This is a genomic window from Pseudomonas sp. Marseille-Q5115, assembly GCF_916618905.1.
Classification (GTDB): Bacteria; Pseudomonadota; Gammaproteobacteria; order Pseudomonadales; family Pseudomonadaceae; genus Aquipseudomonas; species Aquipseudomonas japonica_A.
The window spans coordinates 5132310-5155345 of record NZ_CAKAKI010000001.1 but is presented as its reverse complement, the minus strand read 5'-3'; the positions used below and the strand labels follow the sequence as shown (position 1 = coordinate 5155345).

General features: G+C 59.0%; 20 protein-coding genes. 8 read left to right on the top strand and 12 right to left on the bottom strand.

What is annotated here, in order from left to right; translation table 11 throughout:
- Positions 1-24 precede the first annotated feature (24 nt).
- From tssJ to tssA, 7 genes are all read left to right on the top strand, one after another.
- Complete coding sequence (gene tssJ, locus LG385_RS23715) at positions 25-642, top strand: type VI secretion system lipoprotein TssJ (RefSeq protein WP_413247392.1); 618 nt, start codon at positions 25-27, stop codon at positions 640-642.
- Positions 639-1982 (top strand): type VI secretion system baseplate subunit TssK, encoded by a 1344-nt coding sequence (gene tssK / locus LG385_RS23710; protein ID WP_225776124.1) that lies wholly within the window; start codon positions 639-641, stop codon positions 1980-1982. The genes tssJ and tssK overlap by 4 nt, the downstream gene beginning before the upstream one ends.
- A complete protein-coding gene (gene icmH / locus LG385_RS23705) occupies positions 1979-2692 on the top strand; it encodes a type IVB secretion system protein IcmH/DotU (protein WP_225776123.1) in 714 nt (237 codons plus the stop codon). The genes tssK and icmH overlap by 4 nt, the downstream gene beginning before the upstream one ends.
- Before the next feature lie 19 nt (positions 2693-2711).
- Positions 2712-6359 (top strand): type VI secretion system membrane subunit TssM, encoded by a 3648-nt coding sequence (tssM, locus tag LG385_RS23700; protein WP_225776122.1) that lies wholly within the window; start codon positions 2712-2714, stop codon positions 6357-6359.
- Positions 6360-6429: 70 nt separating this feature from the next.
- Complete coding sequence (locus LG385_RS23695; RefSeq protein ID WP_225776121.1) at positions 6430-8904, top strand: type VI secretion protein IcmF/TssM N-terminal domain-containing protein; 2475 nt, start codon at positions 6430-6432, stop codon at positions 8902-8904.
- A 117-nt stretch (positions 8905-9021) separates the two neighbouring features.
- Positions 9022-9540 (top strand): type VI secretion system tube protein Hcp, encoded by a 519-nt coding sequence (locus LG385_RS23690; protein WP_318781418.1) that lies wholly within the window; start codon positions 9022-9024, stop codon positions 9538-9540.
- 163 nt (positions 9541-9703) lie between these two features.
- Positions 9704-10777, top strand: coding sequence for a type VI secretion system protein TssA (gene tssA, locus LG385_RS23685; protein ID WP_225776120.1), 1074 nt, complete (start codon positions 9704-9706; stop codon positions 10775-10777).
- Positions 10778-10855: 78 nt separating this feature from the next.
- Here tssA and LG385_RS23680 read toward each other — a convergent pair whose 3' ends face one another.
- Both LG385_RS23680 and LG385_RS23675 read right to left on the bottom strand, forming a co-directional pair.
- Positions 10856-11368, bottom strand: a complete 513-nt coding sequence (locus tag LG385_RS23680) for a single-stranded DNA-binding protein (RefSeq protein ID WP_225776119.1) — start codon at positions 11366-11368, stop codon at positions 10856-10858.
- 9 nt (positions 11369-11377) lie between these two features.
- On the bottom strand, positions 11378-12772 hold the full coding sequence (locus tag LG385_RS23675; protein ID WP_225776118.1) for an MFS transporter: 1395 nt from the start codon (positions 12770-12772) through the stop codon (positions 11378-11380).
- Between the two features lie 200 nt (positions 12773-12972).
- On the opposite strand from LG385_RS23675, the gene uvrA reads away from it, so the two are divergent.
- Positions 12973-15810 carry an excinuclease ABC subunit UvrA gene (uvrA, locus tag LG385_RS23670; protein ID WP_225776117.1) on the top strand — a complete coding sequence of 946 codons (2838 nt, stop codon included), beginning with the start codon at positions 12973-12975 and terminating at the stop codon, positions 15808-15810.
- 60 nt (positions 15811-15870) lie between these two features.
- Here the strand turns inward: uvrA and bfr are convergent, their stop codons facing one another.
- From bfr to rplO, 10 genes are all read right to left on the bottom strand, one after another.
- Positions 15871-16341: a bacterioferritin gene (gene bfr / locus LG385_RS23665; RefSeq protein ID WP_181117526.1), complete on the bottom strand. Its 471-nt coding sequence runs from the start codon at positions 16339-16341 to the stop codon at positions 15871-15873.
- Positions 16342-16497: 156 nt separating this feature from the next.
- The gene (locus tag LG385_RS23660; RefSeq protein WP_225776116.1) at positions 16498-17946 is read right to left on the bottom strand and encodes a catalase; all 1449 of its coding nucleotides are present in this window, start codon (positions 17944-17946) and stop codon (positions 16498-16500) included.
- Between the two features lie 172 nt (positions 17947-18118).
- Complete coding sequence (rplQ, locus tag LG385_RS23655) at positions 18119-18505, bottom strand: 50S ribosomal protein L17 (protein WP_181117528.1); 387 nt, start codon at positions 18503-18505, stop codon at positions 18119-18121.
- A gap of 43 nt (positions 18506-18548) precedes the next feature.
- A complete protein-coding gene (locus LG385_RS23650; protein WP_040261517.1) occupies positions 18549-19550 on the bottom strand; it encodes a DNA-directed RNA polymerase subunit alpha in 1002 nt (333 codons plus the stop codon).
- A 22-nt stretch (positions 19551-19572) separates the two neighbouring features.
- Positions 19573-20193: a 30S ribosomal protein S4 gene (gene rpsD, locus LG385_RS23645; protein ID WP_225776115.1), complete on the bottom strand. Its 621-nt coding sequence runs from the start codon at positions 20191-20193 to the stop codon at positions 19573-19575.
- Positions 20194-20211: 18 nt separating this feature from the next.
- Positions 20212-20601 (bottom strand): 30S ribosomal protein S11, encoded by a 390-nt coding sequence (rpsK, locus tag LG385_RS23640; protein ID WP_002555466.1) that lies wholly within the window; start codon positions 20599-20601, stop codon positions 20212-20214.
- A 30-nt stretch (positions 20602-20631) separates the two neighbouring features.
- On the bottom strand, positions 20632-20988 hold the full coding sequence (gene rpsM / locus LG385_RS23635; RefSeq protein WP_181117530.1) for a 30S ribosomal protein S13: 357 nt from the start codon (positions 20986-20988) through the stop codon (positions 20632-20634).
- Between the two features lie 130 nt (positions 20989-21118).
- Positions 21119-21235 (bottom strand): 50S ribosomal protein L36, encoded by a 117-nt coding sequence (rpmJ, locus tag LG385_RS23630; RefSeq protein ID WP_002555468.1) that lies wholly within the window; start codon positions 21233-21235, stop codon positions 21119-21121.
- Between the two features lie 28 nt (positions 21236-21263).
- Positions 21264-22598, bottom strand: coding sequence for a preprotein translocase subunit SecY (gene secY / locus LG385_RS23625; protein WP_181117531.1), 1335 nt, complete (start codon positions 22596-22598; stop codon positions 21264-21266).
- Complete coding sequence (gene rplO / locus LG385_RS23620) at positions 22599-23033, bottom strand: 50S ribosomal protein L15 (protein ID WP_040261513.1); 435 nt, start codon at positions 23031-23033, stop codon at positions 22599-22601.
- Positions 23034-23036 lie beyond the last annotated feature (3 nt).

Below are 23036 nucleotides of genomic sequence, written 5' to 3'. Positions count from 1 at the left end.
CCAAAGTTCATCGGCGCCTTGACGATGGTTAGTGGGTTGATGGCCTGCGGGGTTAGCGATCGGATAGGCAAGCAAGTCAATGACACTTGGGCAGGCGACATGCTCCATGCCGATAACGAGCAGGTAGTGCTCACTTCGGACGGGGGAAACCAGCTCAATCCGGATGCTACTGGAGCACCGCTATCGGTAGTGCTACGCGTGTACCAGTTGAAGGCGCTTGAGCGCTTCGCTTCTGCCAGTGCCGACGGCTTATGGCATGCGCCGGATCAGGTATTGGGCAATAGCCTGATCGAAAGCGATGAGCTGACCGTGTTGCCCGGTCTTGGCCAAGTTGACAGGTGGCCTTTGAACAAAACCGCCCGCTATGTGGGTGTAGCGGCCTTCTTCCGAGAGAACGCGGATGAGCGCTGGAAAGTTGCGTTCGACGCCAACGCACTGCGCAAGGACGGCATTTTGTTTTCCAGCAACGGCATGCGGGTATTGGTGGACCGTAATGAAGTGATGGCCACGCGGGGCGTCGACGTATTGGGTAAACCGAAGGCACTCGAACTCTCAGCCGAAAGCCTCAAGTCACCGGGACTACAAGATACCGCAGGTCCGTTGACGTCTATCTCCAAAACTCCGCTGGAAAGCATCGAATGAACAAGCGCAGCCGCGTGATGTGGTCCGAAGGAATGTTTCTCCTGCCACAGCATTTCCAATATCAGGATGAGTTCCACCAACATCAGCTGGCCGAATCCAACATACGCCATACGCCTTTCCATTGGGGTGTGCAGCGGTTGCTGATCGACGAAGAAGCGCTGGCTACCGGGTCGCTGCAGTTGAAAGCACTGAAGCTGGTGTTTCCCGACGGCTGTCTGTTCGACGCGCCGCGGCACGACCCCTTGCCAAGCGCCCGCGACTTGAAGGGCCTGCCCAAGGGTGACGGCTTCAAGATCTACGCGGCGTTGAAGCTGTGCGAGCCTTACGGCCTCAACTACCTCGAAGACGGTCACGAGCAAAAAGCGGGGCGACGTTTTCGCAAGCAGTTCTATACCTTGCCGGATCTGAACGAAGGCGACCTGGAAAACGAGATCACCAGCCTGCGCCTGAACGTTGCCATGCTGGCCGATGGCGATAACCTGGACGGCTACAGCTATTGCCCGATCGCCATGCTGTCCCGCAACGGCACAGGAGGCTTCAACGTAGAAGCGGGGTTCATCCCCCCCGCACTGCACATCGACGCCCACGCTGGTTTACCGGAGCTGGGCAATCGCTTGCTCGGCGCCTTGCAGGCCAAGAGCACAATACTCTCCGGGCGCCGACGCGAACGTGCGGACCAGATCGCCGAGTTCGGGGCCAGCGATGTTTCCCTGTTCTGGCTCCTTAATACGGTGAATCGGGCATATCCAGCCCTGGCCCACCTCCTGGCTCATCCGCGCCTGCATCCCGAAAGGTTGTACCAGTTCCTGGCCGAACTGGCTGGGGGGCTATTGACGTTCTCGCTGGGCACGCCGCTGAGTGCCATCCCGCTTTATGACCACCGCGACCCGGGGGCTTCACTCGCACGCCTGGACGAAATGGTCCGCAGCCTGCTGGATAACGTGATTCCTGATCAGTGTGTGGTCATTCCGTTGAACCAGACAAAGCGCTCGTATTGGCAGGGGCGGTTGTCAGACCCACGCCTGCTCGAGGCAAGTTTCTATTTGTGCGTGCATGCCGACATGCCTGGTTCCACTTTGCTTGAACTGGTCCCGCGGGCCATCAAGCTGGGCTCTCCGGAAGACATTGAGGTAGTAGTCAACAGCGCTATGCCAGGTGCCTCGCTGTGCCACGCTTCGCGCCTACCGAACGCCATTCCATTACGCCTGGATAACCATTACTTCGCCATCGAGCCTCATGGCCGGGTGTACCAGCGAATGCTGGAAGCCCAAGCCGTCTCGATCTACGCACCCAGCGCCTTGACCAACCTCAAGCTTGAATTGATGGCAGTGCTCAAATGACCGAAGCAGTGGCGCAAGGGGCCGTGACGGCCACAACAGACAAACCCAGCTTGAAAAGCCTCACCCAGGACTTTATCAGCATGGCGTTAATCGTACGCAAGGGTCGGCAGGCGACTTGCATCGCGGATTTCACAGCCAGTGTCGAGGCATTCTTCACCCAAATGGAGCGTGAAGCCCGAGCGGCGCATTACAGCGCCGAGCAGGTTCGCGATACGCAATACGCGCTGTGCGCATTTCTGGACGAAAGCGTGCTGCGCACCGAGGACAGTGAGTTGCGCCGCCACTTCGAACTCCGTCCCCTGCAATTCCATTATTTCCAAGTGCACCTGGCTGGTGAAGGCTTCTTCGAAAAAATCGAGGCGCTGCGGGCCGATATCCAGCAAAACCTGGAGGTGCTGGAGGTATATCACCTCTGCCTGGCGCTGGGGTTCGAGGGGAAATTCAGCGTTGGCGAGAAAGACCAGCTGCGCTACCTGGCCAATGCCTTGGGTCAGGACATTGCCCGCTATCGCCCCGCCTCTCCCACACTCTCGACAGATTGGGCCCTGCCCGATCCAGTACCACATGTGCTTCGCCGTGAAGTGCCGCTGTGGGTGTATCTGGCGTTCATCGCCCTGGTGTGCCTAGCGGTATTTCTGGTCCTGGAGCACCTGCTGAGCAAGGACGTTGCTCGCTTGGCCGAACAGATCAATCAACTGTTCGGTAAGTGAGCCGTCGAGTCAGGAAGACATGAAGACACTACCCCGTTTTTTGAAAAACTTTTGGTTCGTCACTGCGCTAGTGTGGTCGGCCAGCCTGTTGGCCTGCTGGCTGGTCTTTGCACGCGTGCCCGCCTGGCGCCCTTATACCTACGAAGCACTGGCGATCCTCAGCGCCTTACACCTGCTGTTCATCGTGCTACGCCAATACCGGCGTATCCGCACCGAACATAACCTGGAAAACCTGTTTCAACGACAGGTGGATCGCTCGCTCGTCTCCAGTGGCCACCTGCGTGACCAACAGGTCCTGCGTGACCGGCTCGAACACGCCTTGGCCCTGTTGCGCGCCCAACGTTCTGTGGGCGGAGGCTCCAACGTGCTCTGCGAACTACCGTGGTATTTGGTAATTGGTCGAAGCGGTGCGGGCAAAACCTCGCTGCTCAGCCGCTCGGGTTTGTCGGCGATCCTGGCTAACGGTATGGGGGAACACAATAGCGCCATCTCTCATGAATCCCTTTCGGAGGCCGCTTCCAGCACTACCCATTGCGACTGGTACCTCAGCCCCGAGGCGGTGATGATTGATACCGCCAGCCGGTACCTGTGTGACGAACAATCGGCCATCGAATCTGGAGCCTTCCTACGGCTGCTGGAAAAACAGCGAGGCAAGGCGGCCATCAAGGGCCTTGTGCTTGTGGTGAGCCTGCCTGAGCTACTCACCGCCAGTACCGCCGGGCGCCGTGAGCTGGCGGCTCAGCTGGTTGCCCGCGTGGAGGGCTACGCCGACAGCTTGCAGGTGTGCCCACCCATTTACCTGATGCTAAGCAAGGCTGACACGCTCCCTGGCTTCGCTCAGGCGTTCGCTGGGCTGGACAGCGTTCAGCGGGTGAAGCCACTAGGCATGACATTCGAAGCGGACGCCTTCCAGGACCGCAATGTGCAGGCAGTGCTGAACGCCGAACTGGTCAACTTGCAGCAGTATATTCAGCTCCATGTGGATGCTCGGATCACTGCCCTGGGTGCGCAGGTGAGCAGTGCATTGCTTAACTTTCCCAATTACTTCGCTGAATTATCAGTGGCGCTACAAGAGTTACTCGAGCCCTTTACCAGTTCAGGCGCTCGGGCCATGCCGCTGTTGGTCCGCGGGCTGTATTTCACCAGTGCTTTGCAAACCAGCGAGCAACTGCGCCCAGTGTATGAAGAGGGGATTGCCGAAACGTTCTCGCTGGGAGCAGCACCCGAAGCTGCAGAGTCCCCCGGCTCCGATACCGGACCGACTACCAGCCACAGCTACTTCATTACCGACACCTTCCGCCGTGTGCTTTTTGCAGATCGTGACCTCGCGCTGCACCGATGGCGCGCCAACCGTGCCCCCAGGCTGAAGCCGGCGCTCATTGGTCTGGCATTGGCCAGCGGTGTGGCGGTGATCGCTTGGCAGGGGCTGGCCTTCGCCAACAATCGTCAGTGGCTGGAAGCGTTCTATCTGCGACTCGATACCCTGCGACTGGCTCCGGACCGCGAGAAGCGGCTGGCTTCCGGGGAAGGGTTGGAACTCCTGCGCCCAGCGTTCGCGGCCTTGGCAAAGCACCGCGCCGAAGACGTCCAGCCAGGGCTCACTGATGCCCCTTACCACAGTGATGATCTTGCCGAGTCAATACGAGGGGCCTATCTGCGACAACTGCGTCGCCAGGCGCTGGAGCCCATCGTTCTGCGATTGCAAGTACAGCTGCGTGAGTTCAATGAACTCGCTGCTCGCTTGGAGCACCGAGGCGGTCCCATTCAGGCAGACGCCGTGGTCAGTGTCTATGACGCATTGAAGCTTTACCTGCTGCTGACCAAACCGCAGGCGCATCTGGAGGCAGGTTTCGTCGCCGCCGCGCTCCCCGCCGCCTGGGCCCTTACGACAAAGGAGCAGAACCCACTCAGCGAACAGGCGATCCACGCCAACACGTCCATTTACCTGGCACTTATGAATGCTGGCCAAGCGCCCAGCTTGCCCCTGAATGATCAACTGGTGAACGAAACTCGGCAGCGCCTCAAGAGCTTGATGGTTGCCGGCTCGCTGGTAGACCGTGAGTACCTTCGCTTGCAGCTTGAAGCCAACCGGCAGTTCCCAGCCTTGGGCTTGGCGGACCTGGTGCCGCTCCCCGGTAGAACACTACTCGCCGGTGGCGTGCCTGTTCCGGCCATGTTCACCCGTCAAGGCTGGGACACTTTCGTCAAGCCCGAGCTGATCAAGCTGGTATCAAGCGACCTTCACAGTGATACGGACTGGGTACTCGACGGCGACGTTGGAGACAACGTAGTGCGCAAAGCCAATTTTGTGCGTGAGTTCATGGCGCGCTACAAGCGTGACTATGCCCAAGCCTGGTACCGCTTGATAAACAGCGTGAGCGTGCGCCCGTTCAGCGACATGGCCACCGCTATCAGCCGACTATCGCTGCACAGCGACGTGCAGAACGCACCCGTCAAAGCCCTGCTGGCGGCAGTAAACGAACATACTCGATGGGACCTCCCTGTCCCCCACCCCGCCGTACCGGTTGGATTGCCTGCCAATGACGGTTTCTGGAACAAGGTCAGCGGCCTGTTCGAGGCCCAGGAGGCAGCCCCCTCACTGGCGATCTCGCCACTGCCGGCGGTGGACGATGGCAGCCTGGCAAAGCAATTTGAACCGATTGCCCGGTTGTTTACCGCAGAAAACGCGGAGGGCGCTGACAGCACGGTCATGGACCGTTACCTGGCGGCCCTGCGCAAGCTCAAGGTGCGTTTGAACAATATCCATCGCTCCCAGGATGTCGGCAAAAGCAGCAAACGGCTTATCAGCGAAACCCTTGAGGGGCAGCCATCGGAAATCACTACGGTCCGCAATTACGTGGAGGCGACCGTGGATATCAGCCAAGGCGAGTTATCCAGCGCGCTGCGAGGCTTGTTCACCTTGCCGATCCGTTATGCCTGGGAAGCCGTGCGCGGGCCGGCCAGCGAACAAATCAACAAGGCATGGGCGCAACAGATCGCAAAACCGTGGGGCGATGTACTCGCCCACCGATATCCGATCGCCAATGGCAGCGACAACGAAGCCTCGGTTAAGGACCTGCAGCGTTTTGTAGATCCCCAGACAGGGCTGCTGCCTACCTTCAAGCGCAACGAAATCGGCAACCTGGCGGGCGGCGAGGGCTTAGGCGTTGCCAGCCCTAAGGCGGCGCCATTGGTCAACCCTGGCCTGGTTTCCAATATCGACAGCGCCAGCGCGGTGGGCCAGGTAATCGCCAGCCTGTCGGACCGCGAAAGCGGCTTCGAGATCATGCTGCAACCCTCCCCTTACTACACCGACATCCTCCTTACCCTGGACGGCCAGGTACAGCACTACCGCAACGGCAGGGCCAGCTGGAGCCGCTTTTCCTGGCCTGCAGCAACCACCTCGCCCGGCGCGCGGCTGGAGGCCATTACCTTGGCCGGCGAACGCATCACCGTGTTCGATTACCCCGGGCGTTGGGGATTGCTACGTATGACCGACAGTGCCCGCGTGGCAGACCTGGATGGCGTTCGACAGCGCTTGAGCTGGATTGCGGCTAACGGCCCAGTGAGCCTCGTGGTACGCAACTACGGCGGGGTGAAACTGACGGACCTCAGTAATGTTAAGAACCTGCGCAGCCTCAGCGTGGCGGAGGGATCGAGCAAGTGAAGCCGGATTCGAACCGCCCTTTTCATGACACGCCGGCCCTCTTTGCCGTCCGGCCAGGTGTGAAGCCTGTATGAACATCTACAAGTATTACTGTTTGCGCTACCTGCCCTATCTTGCGGGCATCTGCTTCTTCCTTAGTACCTTCATGGTATGGGGGTTAGGCCGTGCCTTGGGGTTCGCCTCGCTCGATAGCCTGCTTAGCGGAATCGGGATTTTCTTGTCGCTGTCAATCGGGTATGTGCTGCTGTACCGAAGCGCTGGCCGTCGACCTGCTCTTGAGCGCGCGCTACCTCATATCCAGGACCCAGGCACCCCTGATGGCGACCGTGAGGCCCATGCGCAGATGGATGAACTACGTCAGCGCCTGCTGCATTGTGGCGAGCGGCGCATTGGCATTGCCGGTGGAGGTGCCACAGACGTACTGCCCTGGTATCTGGTAATAGGAAACCCGGGGGCAGGCAAGAGCACGCTTCTGGCCCAGGCAGGGCTTAGCTTTCCCTATGAGGAGTGCGATGGGGAACAGGCAGGCGGTACGCGAAACTGCAATGTGCTGCTGAGCACCGAAGGGGTTTGGCTGGACACGGCAGGGCGCTTCATGAACGAGCCGCATGCCGCACCTGCATGGCGGAACATGTTGAGCCTGTTGCGTCAACAGCGGCCGCGGCAACCGCTCAATGGCGTGATCATGGCGGTAAGCATCCATAGTCTCTTGCATGACAGCGCAGAGGAGCAGGTACGTAGCGCCAGGCAACTGCGTGAACGTCTTCAGGAAGCCCAGAGGTTATTAGAGGCACGCCTCCCTCTCTACCTGATATTCACTCAATGCGACGCTATACCCGGGTTCACATCCTTCTACCAAGAAAAACGGACCACTGCCCACAACAAAGCGCTGGGAAAGACTTTCTCTCACTTTGGATACCAGCACACCGACTGGTGCGTGCGATTCAGCCAGGCCATGGACGAGTTGATCGCGCATGTGCGGCATAGCGCTGCCCACAGATTGGCGCTGCAAGATGTACAAGTCACTCGCCGGGACCCCGCTGCTTACAGTTTCCCGCTAGAGATGGCGGCACTCAAGCCGCGCCTTGAAACGTTCGTCGATGCCCTCTTGCGAGCTAACCCCTACCAGGTGCCGGAACTGGTGCGAGGCTTTTATTTCACCAGCGCGCTGGAAACCGGGCAGACTGTGGAAACGGGTTCGCATAGCCAGCAGGTAATTCAGCGTTTCTCACTGATCAGCGATCCTCGGAGCGCTAATGCCACCCGCCAACTCCGCCCCTTGTTTGTTGAAGGGCTGTTTCGTGATGTCATCATCGCTGACCGGCACCTAGCCGGGTTGTATGCCTGCAATCGCAGTGAACAAAAGCGCAAGGTTGCCTGGGTCGCCGGCACGATAGTCGCCGCCATTATCGTTTGCAGCCTTTGGGGCCGGGCATGGTGGAGCAATACACAGAACCTTGAGGTTATCTCCGGGGAGCTCGCTCAGGCGGTAACAGACGACAATGCTACAGAGGCGCAATACACCAGTTGGCATCAACTCGACCGCTTGCGTGCCTGGGCAGCGTATTACTACGTGCTGCACCGCGACGCTGGCGTGCCGCTCGAATCGCGAATGGGCTTGTACCAGGGATACAACGTAGAGGTTTTGCTACGAAACGGTTATTTCGCCCAGCTTGAGCAAGTGATGCTGCAACCGACGGCGGATAACCTCAGCCGCTCGCTCGCCTTGTTACCTACCATCAAGGTGTACCAACGCACGGCAAAAAGCGTGGGCCCAATAACTGGCCTGGACAGCGTGGAACCCACCGCGCTGCCGCCCGACAACCGGGCACAATCGGTGGCTGAGTTCGGCAAGGCAATGCTGACAACCTACATGATGCTGACACCTGCCCAGCGCGAGCAGGCGGAGCCAGCTTTCATGAATAAGCATATTCCGGAGTACTGGTACCCCGCCATCGCCAGGCGAAACAGCGCGAACATTCGTACTGACTATGAATTCGCCAGCCGTCAGATCGCTTTCTATAGCGAACAGATCCGTGAGCTGGACGTGCCGCGGATCGTTGACAACGCGTTCCTGATTTCGAGCGCCCGCAACTACATCGACAGTTTGTTGAGCCAGTCACTGCGGTCCCTCGAAACGATCACGCTGGAATCCGACACTTTGTTCGCATTCGGCCGCGCCGACTTCCAGAGCCTGAAAAGGCAGGGTCACAATCAATTAAGTGCGATCGCCAGCAAGCTGCTCAACACCCCCAATCTGGACAAGGTCATCATCGCCGGCCACGCCGACCAGTTAGGTGACCCGCATACGAACCTGCAGGTGTCCCTGCAGCGCGCGGAAACCATCAAGACTTACCTGGCCGGCAAGGGTGTCCCTATGGAGCGAATGGTTGCCGTTGGCAAAGGTAGTGGAAAACCGTTGGTGCACTGCGAACCGCAACAACCACGCGCCCAGTTGATCCAGTGCCTCGAGCCGAACCGCCGAGTGGAGATCGAAGTCCGCGCGCTAGACGTATCCAGTGGAATGTATACAACGCCCACTTAATGAAAAGAGGTCGGGCGTGGCAAGAACCTCTCTTGGCGAACCCAGGAAGGTGTGAAGGAAAGCGCGCGGGGCATCAGGTCCGCTGCTTTCGAATGCAACCAAAGGAGAAGTTAGAAAATGGCATTTGACGCTTACATCCAAATTGACGGTATCCCCGGGGAAGCTTTGGATAAAAACCACAAGGACTGGATCGAAGTGCTCGGTTATGAGTACGGCGCTACCCAAGCAACGTCGACTACCGCCAGCTCTTCGGGCGGTGCTTCATCCCAGCGCGTCGCGGTGAGTGACTTCACCATCCGCAAGGTAGTGGACAAGGCATCGCCCAAGCTGTTTGAAGCCTGCTGCGCCGGGGTGCACATTGAAAACGTCGTGCTGAACGTGTGCCGTGCTGGTGGAGACAAACAAACCTATTTCAGTATTGAGCTGAGCAAAGTCCTTGTTTCATCGTTCAAGACAATTGCTGGCGGCATTCAAGACGGCGAGGATGAAGCAGTCGGCGACCTACCTGTCGAACAGATCACGTTCAACTTCGGTTCCATCATCACTACTTACTATCAGCAAAATCGTCAAACCGGCCATATTATCGGCGGTACCGTTGGCGGCTGGAGTCGCGAGGCTAATAGCAAGGCCGCTTGACTCTATGGAGGGTGCACGTCTTTGGGTAACGACCGGCGACTTGAACCGTCTTCCGCTTACCCCGAAGCATGTGGCGTTTAGCGTAGGTTGCTGAAACAGCCTACAGGTGAACACCGTGCCGCTGATGGTGGTCACGGTGTTCCTCTTTCAAGCGGACCATCTTATGCCTGATATGCTTGACAGATTTATCCTCGCTGAATTGATCGAACCCATCGCAGGCGGCGCGGGCGAGGACCTGAGCTTTTCGGATTTGCTCGACCAAATAAAAGAAGCCCGGCGGGCGGACCCTCACTATCTCGCGCAAGGCGACTGGCAAACTGACCTGAAGACCTCGGATTGGGAACTGGTCACTACCCTGGCCACCCAAGGCCTGGTGCAGCGAAGCAAAGACTTGATGCTGGCGGCTTGGCTGGGCGAAGCCTTGGCCCGTAGCCATGATTTCGATGGCATCACCTTCGGCCTCAAGCTGACACAACAACTATTGCAGCGTTTCTGGCCAAGCCTATTCCCGCCATTGGATGGAGGCCTCGAGGAACGGGCCGCTCGCTTGGCATGGTTGAACAACACGCTTGCCCTGGTCGCCAGCGAATTACCCGTTACCCAAGGGCAAGCGTTCGGTTTGTTGCGCTATGACGAATCCCGCCTAGTAGAGAACCTTGCTCTGCAGAACCCGCAGGCCATGCAGGCAGCACTCGATGAAGGCAAGATCAATGCCGATATTTTCCAGCGTTCCGTAGCGCTGACCGATTCGGCACATCTTCAGCTAAAAGCGGCGGAGATCAATGCTTGCAGGGAAGCCTGTGAGCAACTGCAAAGCTGTGTCGATATGCTGTTCGGCAGCGAAGCCCCTCGCTTCAACACACTTGCTGAAAGCCTTCAACGCGCCGGCCAGCTTGTGGAACGCCTGCTCAAGGAACGCGGTTTGGACCTGATACCGGAGGCGATTTCCGGAGTAGAAGCGACGGTAGCAGTTTGTGATCCTGCGAAAGGTCAGACCGAAGCCGTAGCGCGGCCCTCCCTACGCTCCACCCCCACCAACCGCGAAGAAGCCTTTACCCTGCTGGAAAACGCGGCGCAATATTTCAAGCACGCCGAGCCGCACAGCCCCGTCCCATATCTGATCGAGCGCGCAATCAAATGGGGCAATATGCCTTTGGAGGGTTGGCTGCAGGAAGTGATCAAGGATAACGGTGTAGTGGAAAACATTCGCGAACTACTAGGTACTCGCCAAGGGTGACGATAGGACCGCCAGGTAAACGCAATAAAAAACCGCAGCGGGTCACGCTGCGGTTTGGAGGGTGCGGCGGGCTTACACTTAGAACGGAATATCATCATCAAAGCTGTCGAAGTCATTCGACGGCTGTGGTGCCGGCTGCTGCTGAGGCGCCGGGCGGGATTGCTGAGGCTGGGACTGCGGGCGTGGGGCCTGTTGGCGAGGCGCCGGGGCTTGGTTGTAGTCGCCACCGCCTTGCTGGTCACCCTGCGGGCGGCCACCCAGCAGCTGCATAGTGCCTTGCATGTCCACGATGATTTCCGTGGTGTAACGCTTGATTCCGTCTTTTTCCCACTCGCGGGTTTGCAGCTTGCCTTCGATGTATACCTGCGAGCCTTTACGCAGGTAGTTACCGGCGATTTCGGCAACCTTACCGAACAGGGACACGCGGTGCCATTCGGTACGCTCGACCTTCTGGCCGCTCTGCTTGTCGGTCCACTGCTCGCTGGTGGCCAAGCTCACGTTGGTCACCGCGTTGCCGTTGGGCAGGTAGCGTACTTCAGGATCCTGGCCGCAAGTGCCGACCAATATAACTTTGTTAACCCCGCGGGCCATAACGTTCTCCTAGGCGCCGCACGTGCTCTGGCGCGGGTTTACCAGCGCGTCCAGGGCGGTGCGGTCCAAAATTTTCGTATCAAATTTGATGTAGATGGCAGCCTCATCGGCTACCACCACGGCGTCTGTCACCCCGGGGGCGGCCATCAACCGCTCGCTCAACCCGGCATCCTTCACCGACTCGGGCGATAGCGGCAGGCGCAGGCTGGTGACATAGGGTGGTTCGCGCATAGTACCAGCAATGGCCACCCACAGCATGAGCAATACGGCGCAGCCGAGGAACACCCCGCCCAGCCCGCCATGCTGGAACATCCAGCCTCCGAGTATCCCGCCCAGCGCCGCGCCGAGGAACTGGCTGGTGGAGTACACCCCCATGGCAGTGCCCTTTCCACCGGCTGGCGACACCTTGCTCACCAGCGACGGCAGCGAGGCCTCCAGCAGGTTGAACGCGGTAAAGAACACCACGGTGCCGACCACCAGCGCGGTCAGGCTTTGCGCGAATGCCCAGAAGTACAGCTCAGTCAGCGCCAGCACCACGATCGCCCCCACGAGGACACGCTTCATCTTGCGCTTTTTTTCGCCGTAGATAATGAACGGAACCATTGCAAAGAATGAGATGAACAGCGCGGTGAGGTATACCCACCAGTGTTGTTCCTTCGGCAGCCCGGCGCGCTCTACGTAGGCCAAAGGCAGCGCGACAAAACTGGACATCAAGATGGCATGCAGAATGAAGATGCCCGCGTCCAGGCGCAGCAGGTCCGGGTGGCGCAAAGTAGGGCCCAGCGCCTGACGGGCCACGCCGGATTCCCGGTGCTGCAGCACGCGGGTAGAGCGCGGCACCACGAACGCGATGATCAACATGCCCACCAGCGCCAATACGGCGGTGGCGATGAACAGGCCCTTGAGGCCGAACGCGCGGGTAAGCAATGGGCCTACTACCATGGCGACGGCGAACGACAGGCCGATGCTCATGCCGATCATGGCCATGGCCTTGGTGCGGTGCTGCTCACGGGTGAGGTCCGACAGCAGGGCCATTACGGCGGCCGATATCGCACCGGCGCCTTGCAGCACCCGCCCGAAGATCACGCCCCAGATGGTGTCTGCCTGGGCTGCGACCACGCTGCCGATGGCGAAGATCACCAACCCGACGTAGATCACCGGAAGCCGGCCGATACGGTCGGACACCATCCCGAAGGGAATCTGCAATACCGCCTGGGTAAGGCCGTAGGCGCCGATGGCCAGGCCAATCAGCGGCAGCGTGGCACCGGGCAGGTCCATCCCGTAGGTGGCCAGTACCGGCAGCACCATGAACATGCCCAGCATGCGAAAGGCGAACACCAGCGCCAGGCCGGCGGCAGCACGGGTTTCGCCGCCACTCATGCGTTCGCTGTGGAGATCTTGCATGGAATTACCTCGTGTGAACCGGCCGAGATTCTACCAGTCCGATCGTGTAACGGCACATTGAGTGACGCTATGCCACATGAACGGATCTTCATGGCTAGCGCCCCCATGACCAGCCCCTGGGCTTATAAGCCGCAGGGAAGTACTGCTTCCCTGCCCTGCCCCGTATACTTCCGTGTTTATGCCCGCCGAGCGAGGCCGCCTTGGACAAGATCCTGATTCGTGGGGCACGTACCCACAACCTGAAAAACATTGACCTTACGCTTCCCCGCGACAAACTGATCGTTATCACTGGCCTCTCTGGCTCCGGCAAGTCGTCGCTGGCGTTCGATACGTTGTACGCCGAGGGCCAGCGCCGGTATGTGGAATCGCTGTCCGCCTACGCCCGCCAGTTCCTCTCGATGATGGAAAAGCCGGACGTGGACACCATCGAAGGGCTTTCCCCGGCCATTTCCATCGAGCAAAAGTCCACATCCCACAACCCGCGTTCGACCGTGGGTACCATCACCGAGATCTACGACTACCTGCGTTTGCTGTATGCCCGTGTGGGTACGCCGCGCTGCCCGGATCATGACATCCCGCTGGAAGCGCAAACCGTGTCGCAGATGGTCGACCTGGTGCTGGCCGAGCCGGAGGGCCGGCGGTTGATGCTGCTGGCCCCGGTGATCCGCGAGCGCAAGGGCGAGCACCTCAGCGTACTGGAAGAGCTGCGCGCCCAGGGCTTTGTACGTGCACGCATCAATGGCAAGCTGCATGAGCTGGATGAAGCGCCCAAGCTGGACAAGCAGAAGAAGCACACCATCGACGTGGTGGTGGATCGCTTCAAGGTACGTGCCGACCTGCAACAGCGCCTGGCTGAGTCGTTCGAGACCGCGCTGAAGCTGGCGGACGGTATCGCCCTGGTTGCGCCGATGGACGAAGACGACAAGGGCGAAGAGATTATTTTCTCCGCGCGGTTCGCCTGCCCGGTGTGCGGCCATGCCATCAGCGAGCTCGAGCCCAAGCTGTTTTCGTTCAACAACCCTGCTGGCGCCTGCCCTACCTGCGACGGCTTGGGCGTGAAGCAGTTCTTCGACCCCAAGCGGCTGGTGAACGGCGAGCTTACGCTCGGTGAGGGTGCCATTCGTGGCTGGGACAGGCGTAACGTCTATTACTTCCAGATGCTTGGCTCGCTGGCGGCTCACTACAAGTTCAGCCTGGAGAAGCCCTTCGGGGAGCTGCCGGCCGAGAAGCAGAAGCTGCTGCTATACGGTAGCGGGCGCGACAATGTGGACTTCCGCTACCTCAACGACCGCGGGGATATCGTCAAACGCTCGCACCCGTTCGAAGGCATTGTGCCGAACCTGGAGCGCCGCTACCGGGAAACCGAATCCGCCAGCGTACGCGAGGACCTGGCCAAGTACCTCAGCACCCAGCCGTGCCCGGAGTGCCGCGGCACCCGACTGCGCAGGGAATCGCGCCATGTGTGGGTAGGCGAAAAAACACTGCCTGCAGTGACCGGTTTGCCTATCGGGGAAGCCTGGGACTATTTCGGCGGTTTGCAGCTGACCGGGCGCAAGGGTGAAATCGCCGACAAGATTCTGAAAGAGATCCGCGAACGCCTGCAGTTCCTGGTGAACGTGGGCCTGGACTACCTGACGCTGGACCGCAGCGCCGATACCTTGTCCGGCGGCGAGGCCCAGCGCATCCGGCTGGCCAGCCAGATCGGCGCCGGCCTGGTGGGGGTGATGTACATTCTGGACGAGCCGTCCATTGGCCTGCACCAGCGCGACAACGACCGCCTGCTTGCCACGCTCAATCACCTACGGGATATCGGCAACACGGTGATCGTGGTGGAACATGACGAAGACGCCATTCGGCTTGCGGACTATGTGGTGGACATCGGGCCAGGCGCGGGCGTACATGGGGGCTCTATCGTCGCCGAAGGCACCCCCGAGGAAGTGATGGCGCATCCGGACTCCCTGACAGGCGCTTACCTGTCGGGCCGCAAAAAGATCATCTATCCCGAAAAACGCACCCCTCGTGACAAGAAGCTCTCCCTGACGATCAAGGGCGCGCGCGGCAATAACCTGCGCAATGTGGACCTGGAAATCCCTATTGGCCTTCTCACCTGTGTAACGGGTGTGTCTGGCTCGGGTAAGTCCACGTTGATCAACAATACCTTGTTCCCGCTCAGCGCCACTGCGCTCAATGGCGCCACTACGCTGGAAGCGGCCCCGCACGACAGCATTGATGGGCTGCAGCACCTGGATAAGGTGGTGGACATCGACCAAAGCCCGATCGGCCGCACGCCACGCTCCAACCCTGCGACCTATACCGGGCTGTTCACGCCGATCCGCGAGCTGTTTGCCGGCGTGCCCGAGGCGCGCGCGCGAGGCTATGGCCCGGGCCGCTTCTCGTTCAACGTGAAAGGCGGCCGCTGCGAAGCGTGCCAGGGCGACGGCCTGATCAAGGTGGAGATGCACTTCCTGCCGGACATCTACGTGCCTTGCGATGTGTGCAGGAGCAAGCGCTATAACCGCGAAACTCTCGAGATCCGCTACAAAGGCAAGAGCATCGACGAAGTGCTCGAGATGACTATCGAGGAAGCTCGTACATTCTTCGATGCCGTACCGGCACTCGCACGCAAGCTGCAAACGCTGATGGATGTGGGGCTGTCGTACATCAAGTTGGGGCAGTCAGCCACGACGTTGTCCGGTGGTGAAGCCCAGAGGGTGAAGCTATCGCGGGAGCTGTCCAAGCGTGACACGGGCAAAACCCTGTACATCCTCGACGAACCGACCACGGGCCTGCACTTCGCGGATATTCAGCAGCTGCTAGACGTGCTTCATCGACTGCGCAACCACGGCAACACAGTGGTGGTGATCGAGCACAACCTGGATGTGATCAAGACGGCGGATTGGCTGGTAGATCTGGGGCCAGAGGGCGGTTCGCGTGGGGGGCAGATCATTGCCTGCGGCACGCCGGAACAGGTCACGAAGATGTCGCAATCCTATACCGGCAAGTACCTCAAGCCGCTGCTGGAGCGGGACAAGGCGTAACGGGATCGCCTGCTCCTGCGCACTGCGCAGGAGCGAGCGAAGCCTGCGGACCAAAACCTATCAGTTACCCATCTGTGATTGCAGGTAGTTCTGCAATCCGATGCTTTTGATCAGCCCAAGCTGCTTTTCGAGCCAGTACGTGTGGTCTTCCTCGGTATCCGAGAGCTGGACCTTGAGGATGTCGCGGCTGACGTAGTCGCGGTGTTGCTCACACAGGGCAATGCCTTTGCACAGCGCGGCCCTCACCTTGTACTCCAGGCGCAGGTCGCTTTCGAGCATCTCCGGGACGGTAGTGCCTACGTCAAGATCGTCTGGGCGCATGCGCGGCGTACCTTCAAGCATGAGGATGCGGCGCATCAAAGCGTCCGCATGGCCAGCCTCTTCCTCCATCTCGTGATTGATGCGCTCGTAGAGCTTGGCAAAGCCCCAGTCTTCGTACATGCGCGAGTGAATGAAGTACTGATCGCGGGCAGCGAGTTCGCCGGTCAGCAGCGTATTGAGGTAGTCGATTACATCTGGATGACCTTGCATGGCCCACATCTCGTCACGTTTGAAAGAAGTATAGTTTGAACCAATGCCGGGCCCGGGTCGATCCGCAGGCGACTAAAAATCGCGATTTTCAGCAATTAAGTAGCATACAGATGCGAAAACCGCCCAAATGAGGGCGGTTCCGGTTCGCGTTTCGACTTACTTCAGCGATACGCCCAAGGCGCTCGCGATGCCTTCGCCATAGGCCGGATCAACCTGGTAGAAGTGCTGCAGCTGGCGGTTTACCACATCTTCGGTGACCCCTCGCATGGCCCCGGCGATGTTGCTGATCAGCAGCGCTTTCTGGTCCTCACTCATCAGCTGGAACAAGGCGCGCGCCTGGCTGTAGTAGTCACCGTCGGTGCGGTGGTCGTAGCGGTCCGCGCTGCCACTCAATGCCAATGCTGGCTCGGCATAGGCCGGTACCTGCTTGGGCGCAGAGCTGTAGCTGTTTGGCTCGTAGTTAGGCAGCGGACCGCCGTTGCTTCCGAACCGCATGGCCCCATCGCGCTGGTAGTTGTTCACCGGGCTCAGCGGAGCGTTCACCGGCAGTTGCTGGAAGTTGGTGCCTACACGGTAGCGGTGGGCGTCGGCATAGGCGAATACCCGGCCCTGCAGCATCCGGTCAGGCGAAAGCCCTACGCCCGGGATCATGTTGCTGGGCCCGAAGGTAGCCTGCTCGACTTCAGCAAAATAGTTGAGCGGGTTGCGGTTGAGCTCAAGAGTACCGACTTCAATCAGCGGGAATTCCTTCTGCGACCAGACCTTGGTGACGTCGAAGGGGTTTTCGACTCGCTGGTTAGCCTGCTCTTCCGTCATTACCTGGATGCACACGGTCCAGCGTGGATAGTCTCCACGGTCGATCGCGTTGAACAGGTCGCGCTGTGCGTAGTCCGGATCAGTGCCGGCGATACGTGCGGCGTCGGCCGGGGGCAGGTTCTTGATGCCCTGCTGCGTCTTGTAGTGCCACTTCACCCAAACCCGCTCACCACGGGCATTGATCAGGCTGTAGGTGTGGCTACCAAAGCCGTGCATGTGCCTGTAGCCGTCCGGGATGCCCCGATCACTGAACAGGATCGTGACCTGGTGCAGGGCCTCAGGGGAGTGAGACCAGAAGTCCCACATCATTTGCGCGCTCTTCAGGTTGCTCTGCGGGAGGCGCTTTTGAGTGTGGATAAAGTCCGGGAACTTGAGCGGGTCGCGGATGAAGAATACGGGGGTGTTGTTACCCACGATGTCCCAGTTGCCTTCTTCGGTATAGAACTTCACTGCAAAGCCGCGCGGGTCGCGTTCGGTATCTGCCGAGCCACGCTCGCCACCCACGGTAGAGAAGCGAAGGAAAATGGGCGTCTGCTTGCCGATGTCGCTGAACAATTTGGCGGAAGAGTAACGGGTGATGTCCCGGGTTACGGTAAAGGTACCGTACGCACCCGAGCCCTTGGCATGTACACGGCGCTCAGGAATGTTCTCGCGGTTGAAATGAGCGAGCTTCTCGACCAGGTGAAAGTCGTCGAGCAGCAGCGGGCCACGGGGGCCAGCGGATCGGGAATTCTGGTTATCGGCAACAGGCGCACCACTGGCGGTGGTGAGGGTCTTTGTATCGCTCATTTCGTACTTCTCCATCTAACGTGCGTTCCGGTGTAGGCCGGTTGCAGCAAGTATCCGGAGTTATAGCGAAGCGGGCCAATTTATTAACCCGACCTGGCTGATAGAATTTTACTAACCTACAGAAAACAAAAAACCGAGCCTAAGCTCGGTTTTCTGTGAGTCGAAGCGCGCCTTATTCGGCTGCTTCAACAACGCCGCCGACCGGACGGTCAACCAGCTCAACATAGGCCATAGGCGCGTTGTCCCCGGCGCGGAAACCGCACTTGAGGATGCGCAGGTAGCCGCCCGGACGGGTGGCGTAGCGCTTGCCCAGGTCGTTGAACAGCTTGCCTACGGCGGACTTCGAACGGGTACGGTCGAAAGCCAGACGACGGTTGGCAACGCTGTCTTCCTTGGCCAGGGTGATCAGCGGCTCGGCAACCCGGCGCAGTTCCTTGGCTTTTGGAAGGGTGGTTTTGATCAGTTCGTGTTCGAACAGCGACACCGCCATGTTTTGGAACATGGCCTTGCGGTGCGCGCTGGTGCGGCTCAGATGACGACCACTTTTACGATGACGCATGGTTCATTCCTTACCGAAACTCTACGTTCGGTGATTACGACGATCAGGCCGTAGCCTTGTCGTCCTTCTTAAGACTTGCCGGCGGCCAGTTATCGAGGCGCATGCCGAGGGAAAGACCGCGGGAGGCCAAGACGTCCTTGATTTCGGTCAGGGACTTCTTGCCCAGGTTCGGAGTCTTCAACAGTTCTACTTCAGTGCGCTGAATCAGGTCACCAATGTAGTAAATGTTTTCCGCCTTAAGGCAGTTAGCCGAACGTACAGTCAACTCCAGATCATCAACCGGGCGAAGAAGGATCGGATCGATCTCGTCTTCCTGCTCGATAACGACTGGCTCACTGTCACCCTTCAGATCCACGAACGCGGCCAGCTGCTGTTGCAGGATGGTCGCGGCACGACGGATAGCTTCTTCCGGGTCCAGGGTACCGTTGGTTTCCAGGTCGATGACCAGCTTGTCCAGGTTGGTGCGCTGCTCGACACGGGCGTTTTCCACCACGTAAGCGATACGGCGAACCGGGCTGAACGAAGCATCCAGCTGCAAGCGACCAATGCTGCGGCTTTCGTCATCGTCGCTCTGACGCGAGTCAGCCGGCTCGTAACCGCGACCACGAGCTACTACTAGCTTCATGTTCAAGGCGCCGTTAGACGCCAGGTTCGCGATCACGTGCTCGGGATTCACGATCTCGACATCATGATCCAGCTGAATATCGGCAGCGGTAACCACCCCCGAACCTTTTTTGGACAAGGTCAGCGTAACTTCGTCACGACCGTGCAGCTTGATGGCCAGACCTTTCAGGTTAAGCAGGATTTCAATGACGTCTTCCTGAACACCTTCAATGGCGCTGTACTCATGGAGTACACCGTCGATCTCGGCTTCTACAACTGCACAGCCAGGCATGGAGGACAACAGGATGCGACGCAGCGCGTTGCCCAGGGTGTGGCCGAAACCGCGCTCGAGAGGCTCGAGCGTGATCTTGGCGCGGGTTGGGCTGACGACCTGCACATCAATATGGCGGGGCGTCAGAAACTCATTTACCGAAATCTGCATGGATGCACCTACTTTCTAGCCCTTACTTGGAGTAGAGCTCGACGATCAGGTTTTCGTTGATGTCGGCGGACAGATCACCGCGAGCCGGAACACTTTTGAAAGTGCCGGATTTCTTCTCGGTGTCTACTTCAACCCACTCAACGCGGCCACGCTGGGAACACAGCTCAAGGGCTTGAGCGATGCGCAGCTGGTTTTTTGCCTTCTCACGAACTGCAACCACGTCACCTGCGCGAACCTGGTAGGACGGTACGTTTACAGTCTGGCCATTGACCGAGATCGCTTTGTGCGAAACCAGTTGGCGGGACTCGGCACGGGTAGCGCCAAAGCCCATACGGTAAACGACGTTGTCCAGACGGCACTCGAGCAGCTGCAGAAGGTTTTCGCCGGTGGCGCCCTTCTGGCTGGCGGCTTGCTTGTAGTAGCCGCTGAACTGACGCTCGAGTACGCCGTAGATACGACGAACCTTTTGTTTCTCACGCAGCTGGGTGCCGTAGTCGGACTGACGGCCACGGCGCTGGCCGTGGATACCTGGGGCTGCTTCGATATTGCACTTGGATTCCAGAGCGCGGACGCCGCTTTTCAGGAACAGGTCAGTGCCTTCACGACGAGCCAGCTTGCATTTTGGACCAATGTAACGAGCCATTATCTATCGTCTCCTGAATTACACGCGGCGCTTCTTCGGCGGACGGCACCCGTTATGCGGGATTGGCGTCACGTCGGTGATGCTGGCGATCTTGTAGCCACAGCCGTTCAAAGCACGGACAGCGGACTCACGACCTGGACCTGGACCCTTGACGTTTACGTCAAGGTTTTTCAGGCCATATTCCAGCGCAGCTTGCCCAGCACGTTCAGCAGCTACCTGAGCAGCGAACGGAGTGGACTTGCGTGAACCGCGGAAACCCGAACCACCGGAGGTAGCCCAGGACAGGGCGTTACCTTGACGGTCGGTAATGGTCACGATGGTGTTGTTGAAAGACGCGTGGATGTGGGCGATGCCATCAACCACTGTCTTTTTGACTTTTTTACGAGGACGAGCAGCAGGTTTTGCCATGACTATATTCCTGTCGATTCGCTGGCGCGATTACTTGCGGATCGGCTTGCGCGGGCCCTTACGGGTACGGGCGTTGGTCTTGGTACGCTGACCGCGAACCGGCAGACCGCGGCGATGACGCAGGCCACGGTAGCAACCCAGGTCCATCAAGCGCTTGATCTTCATGTTGATGTCGCGACGCAGGTCACCTTCGGTGGTGAACTTCGCAACTTCGCCACGCAGCAGTTCGATTTGCTCGTCGCTCAGATCCTTGATCTTCGCAGCCGGGTTTACACCGGCGTCCGCGCAGATTTTTTGCGCGGTGGTGCGACCAACACCATAGATGTAGGTCAGCGAGATAACAGCATGCTTGTTATCTGGAATGTTAACGCCTGCAATACGGGCCATTCAGTGGGACTCCAATTGACAGCTACCTGCGCCCCGGAAGCCAAGAAATAGGGCGCGAGATGATATCGCTGTAGAAACAATTAATCAACCCGGCAGCACACTAGCTGCCGGGCTTAAACACAGCTCACAATCAGCCTTGGCGCTGCTTGTGACGTGGTTCCGCGCTGCAGATCACCCGCACGACGCCTTCGCGGCGGATAATCTTGCAGTTGCGGCACAGCTTTTTCACCGATGCACGAACTTTCATCACCAACTCCTCGAACCTTATGGGCGACTCAGCGCAGCAGGTTGCTGCCGCCGTAGCCCTTCAGGTTGGCTTTCTTCATCAGGGATTCGTACTGGTGCGAAACGAGGTGGGATTGTACTTGGGCCATAAAGTCCATCACAACCACTACCACAATCAGCAACGAGGTCCCGCCAAGGTAGAACGGAACGTTTGCCGCAACCACAAGGAACTGGGGAAGCAGGCACACGGCCGTCATGTATAGAGCACCGAACATAGTCAAGCGGGTCAGAACGCCATCAATGTAGCGTGCCGACTGCTCGCCTGGACGGATGCCCGGAATAAAGGCACCGGACTTCTTCAGGTTTTCCGCTACGTCTTTCGGGTTGAACATCAACGCTGTATAGAAGAAGCAGAAGAAAATGATCCCTGCGGTAAACAGCAAGATGTTCAACGGCTGACCAGGAGCGATCGACTGCGAGACGTCCTGCAGCCAGCCCATACCTTCAGACTGACCGAACCAGGCACCCAGCGAAGCCGGGAACAGCAGAATGCTGCTCGCGAAAATGGCCGGGATTACCCCCGCCATGTTCACCTTCAACGGCAGGTGGCTGGTCTGCGCAGCAAAGACCTTACGGCCCTGCTGACGCTTGGCGTAGTGCACCGCAATACGGCGCTGACCACGCTCGATGAACACCACGAAACCGATGATCGCTACTGCCAGCAAACCGATCGCAATCAGGGCAAAAATGTTGATATCACCCATGCGGGCAGACTCGAAAGACTGCCCGATCGCTCTCGGAAGACCGGCCACGATACCCGAGAAAATCAACATCGAGATACCGTTGCCGACACCGCGTTCGGTGATCTGCTCGCCCAGCCACATCATGAACAGCGCGCCCGCCACGAAGGTGGAAACTGCCACGAAGTAGAAACCGAAGCCTGCAGAAAACGCGACACCCTGGTTGGCCAGGCCAATGGACATGCCAATAGCTTGAACCAGTGCCAGGGCGACAGTGCCGTAGCGGGTGTACTGGCTGATCTTGCGACGGCCAGATTCACCTTCCTTCTTCAACTGCTCCAGCTGCGGGCTGATCGCGGTCATCAGCTGCATGATGATCGATGCCGAGATGTACGGCATGATCCCCAATGCAAAGATGCTCATGCGTTCAAGCGCGCCGCCGGAAAACATGTTGAACAGGCTAAGAATGGTCCCCTCATTCTGTCGGAACAGGTCCGCCAGCCGGTCAGGGTTGATGCCTGGCACCGGGATGTGTGCGCCGATCCTGTAGACGATGATCGCCAGGAACAGGAAACGCAAACGAGCCCAGAGTTCGGACAAACCCCCACCTTTGCTGAGCGCTGAGAGAGCACCTTGCTTAGCCATTTATTCCTCGAACTTGCCGCCAGCTGCTTCGATAGCCGCACGCGCACCTTTGGTGGCGGCGATGCCCTTGAGGGTGACCGCACGAGTAACCTCGCCCGACAGCATGATTTTCACACGCTGTACGTTCTGGTTGATCACGTTGGCATCCTTGAGGGATTGCAGAGTGACGACATCGCCTTCCACCTTGGCCAGCTCGGACGTACGCACTTCTGCGCGGTCCATGGCTTTCAGCGAAACAAAGCCGAACTTCGGCAGACGACGGTGCAGCGGCTGTTGACCGCCTTCAAAGCCAGGAGCAATGGTGCCACCGGAGCGGGAGGTCTGACCCTTGTGGCCGCGGCCACCGGTTTTGCCCAGACCGCTACCGATACCACGACCCGGACGATGCTTCTCGCGACGGGAACCCGGCGCTGGACTCAGATCATTGAGTTTCATCGA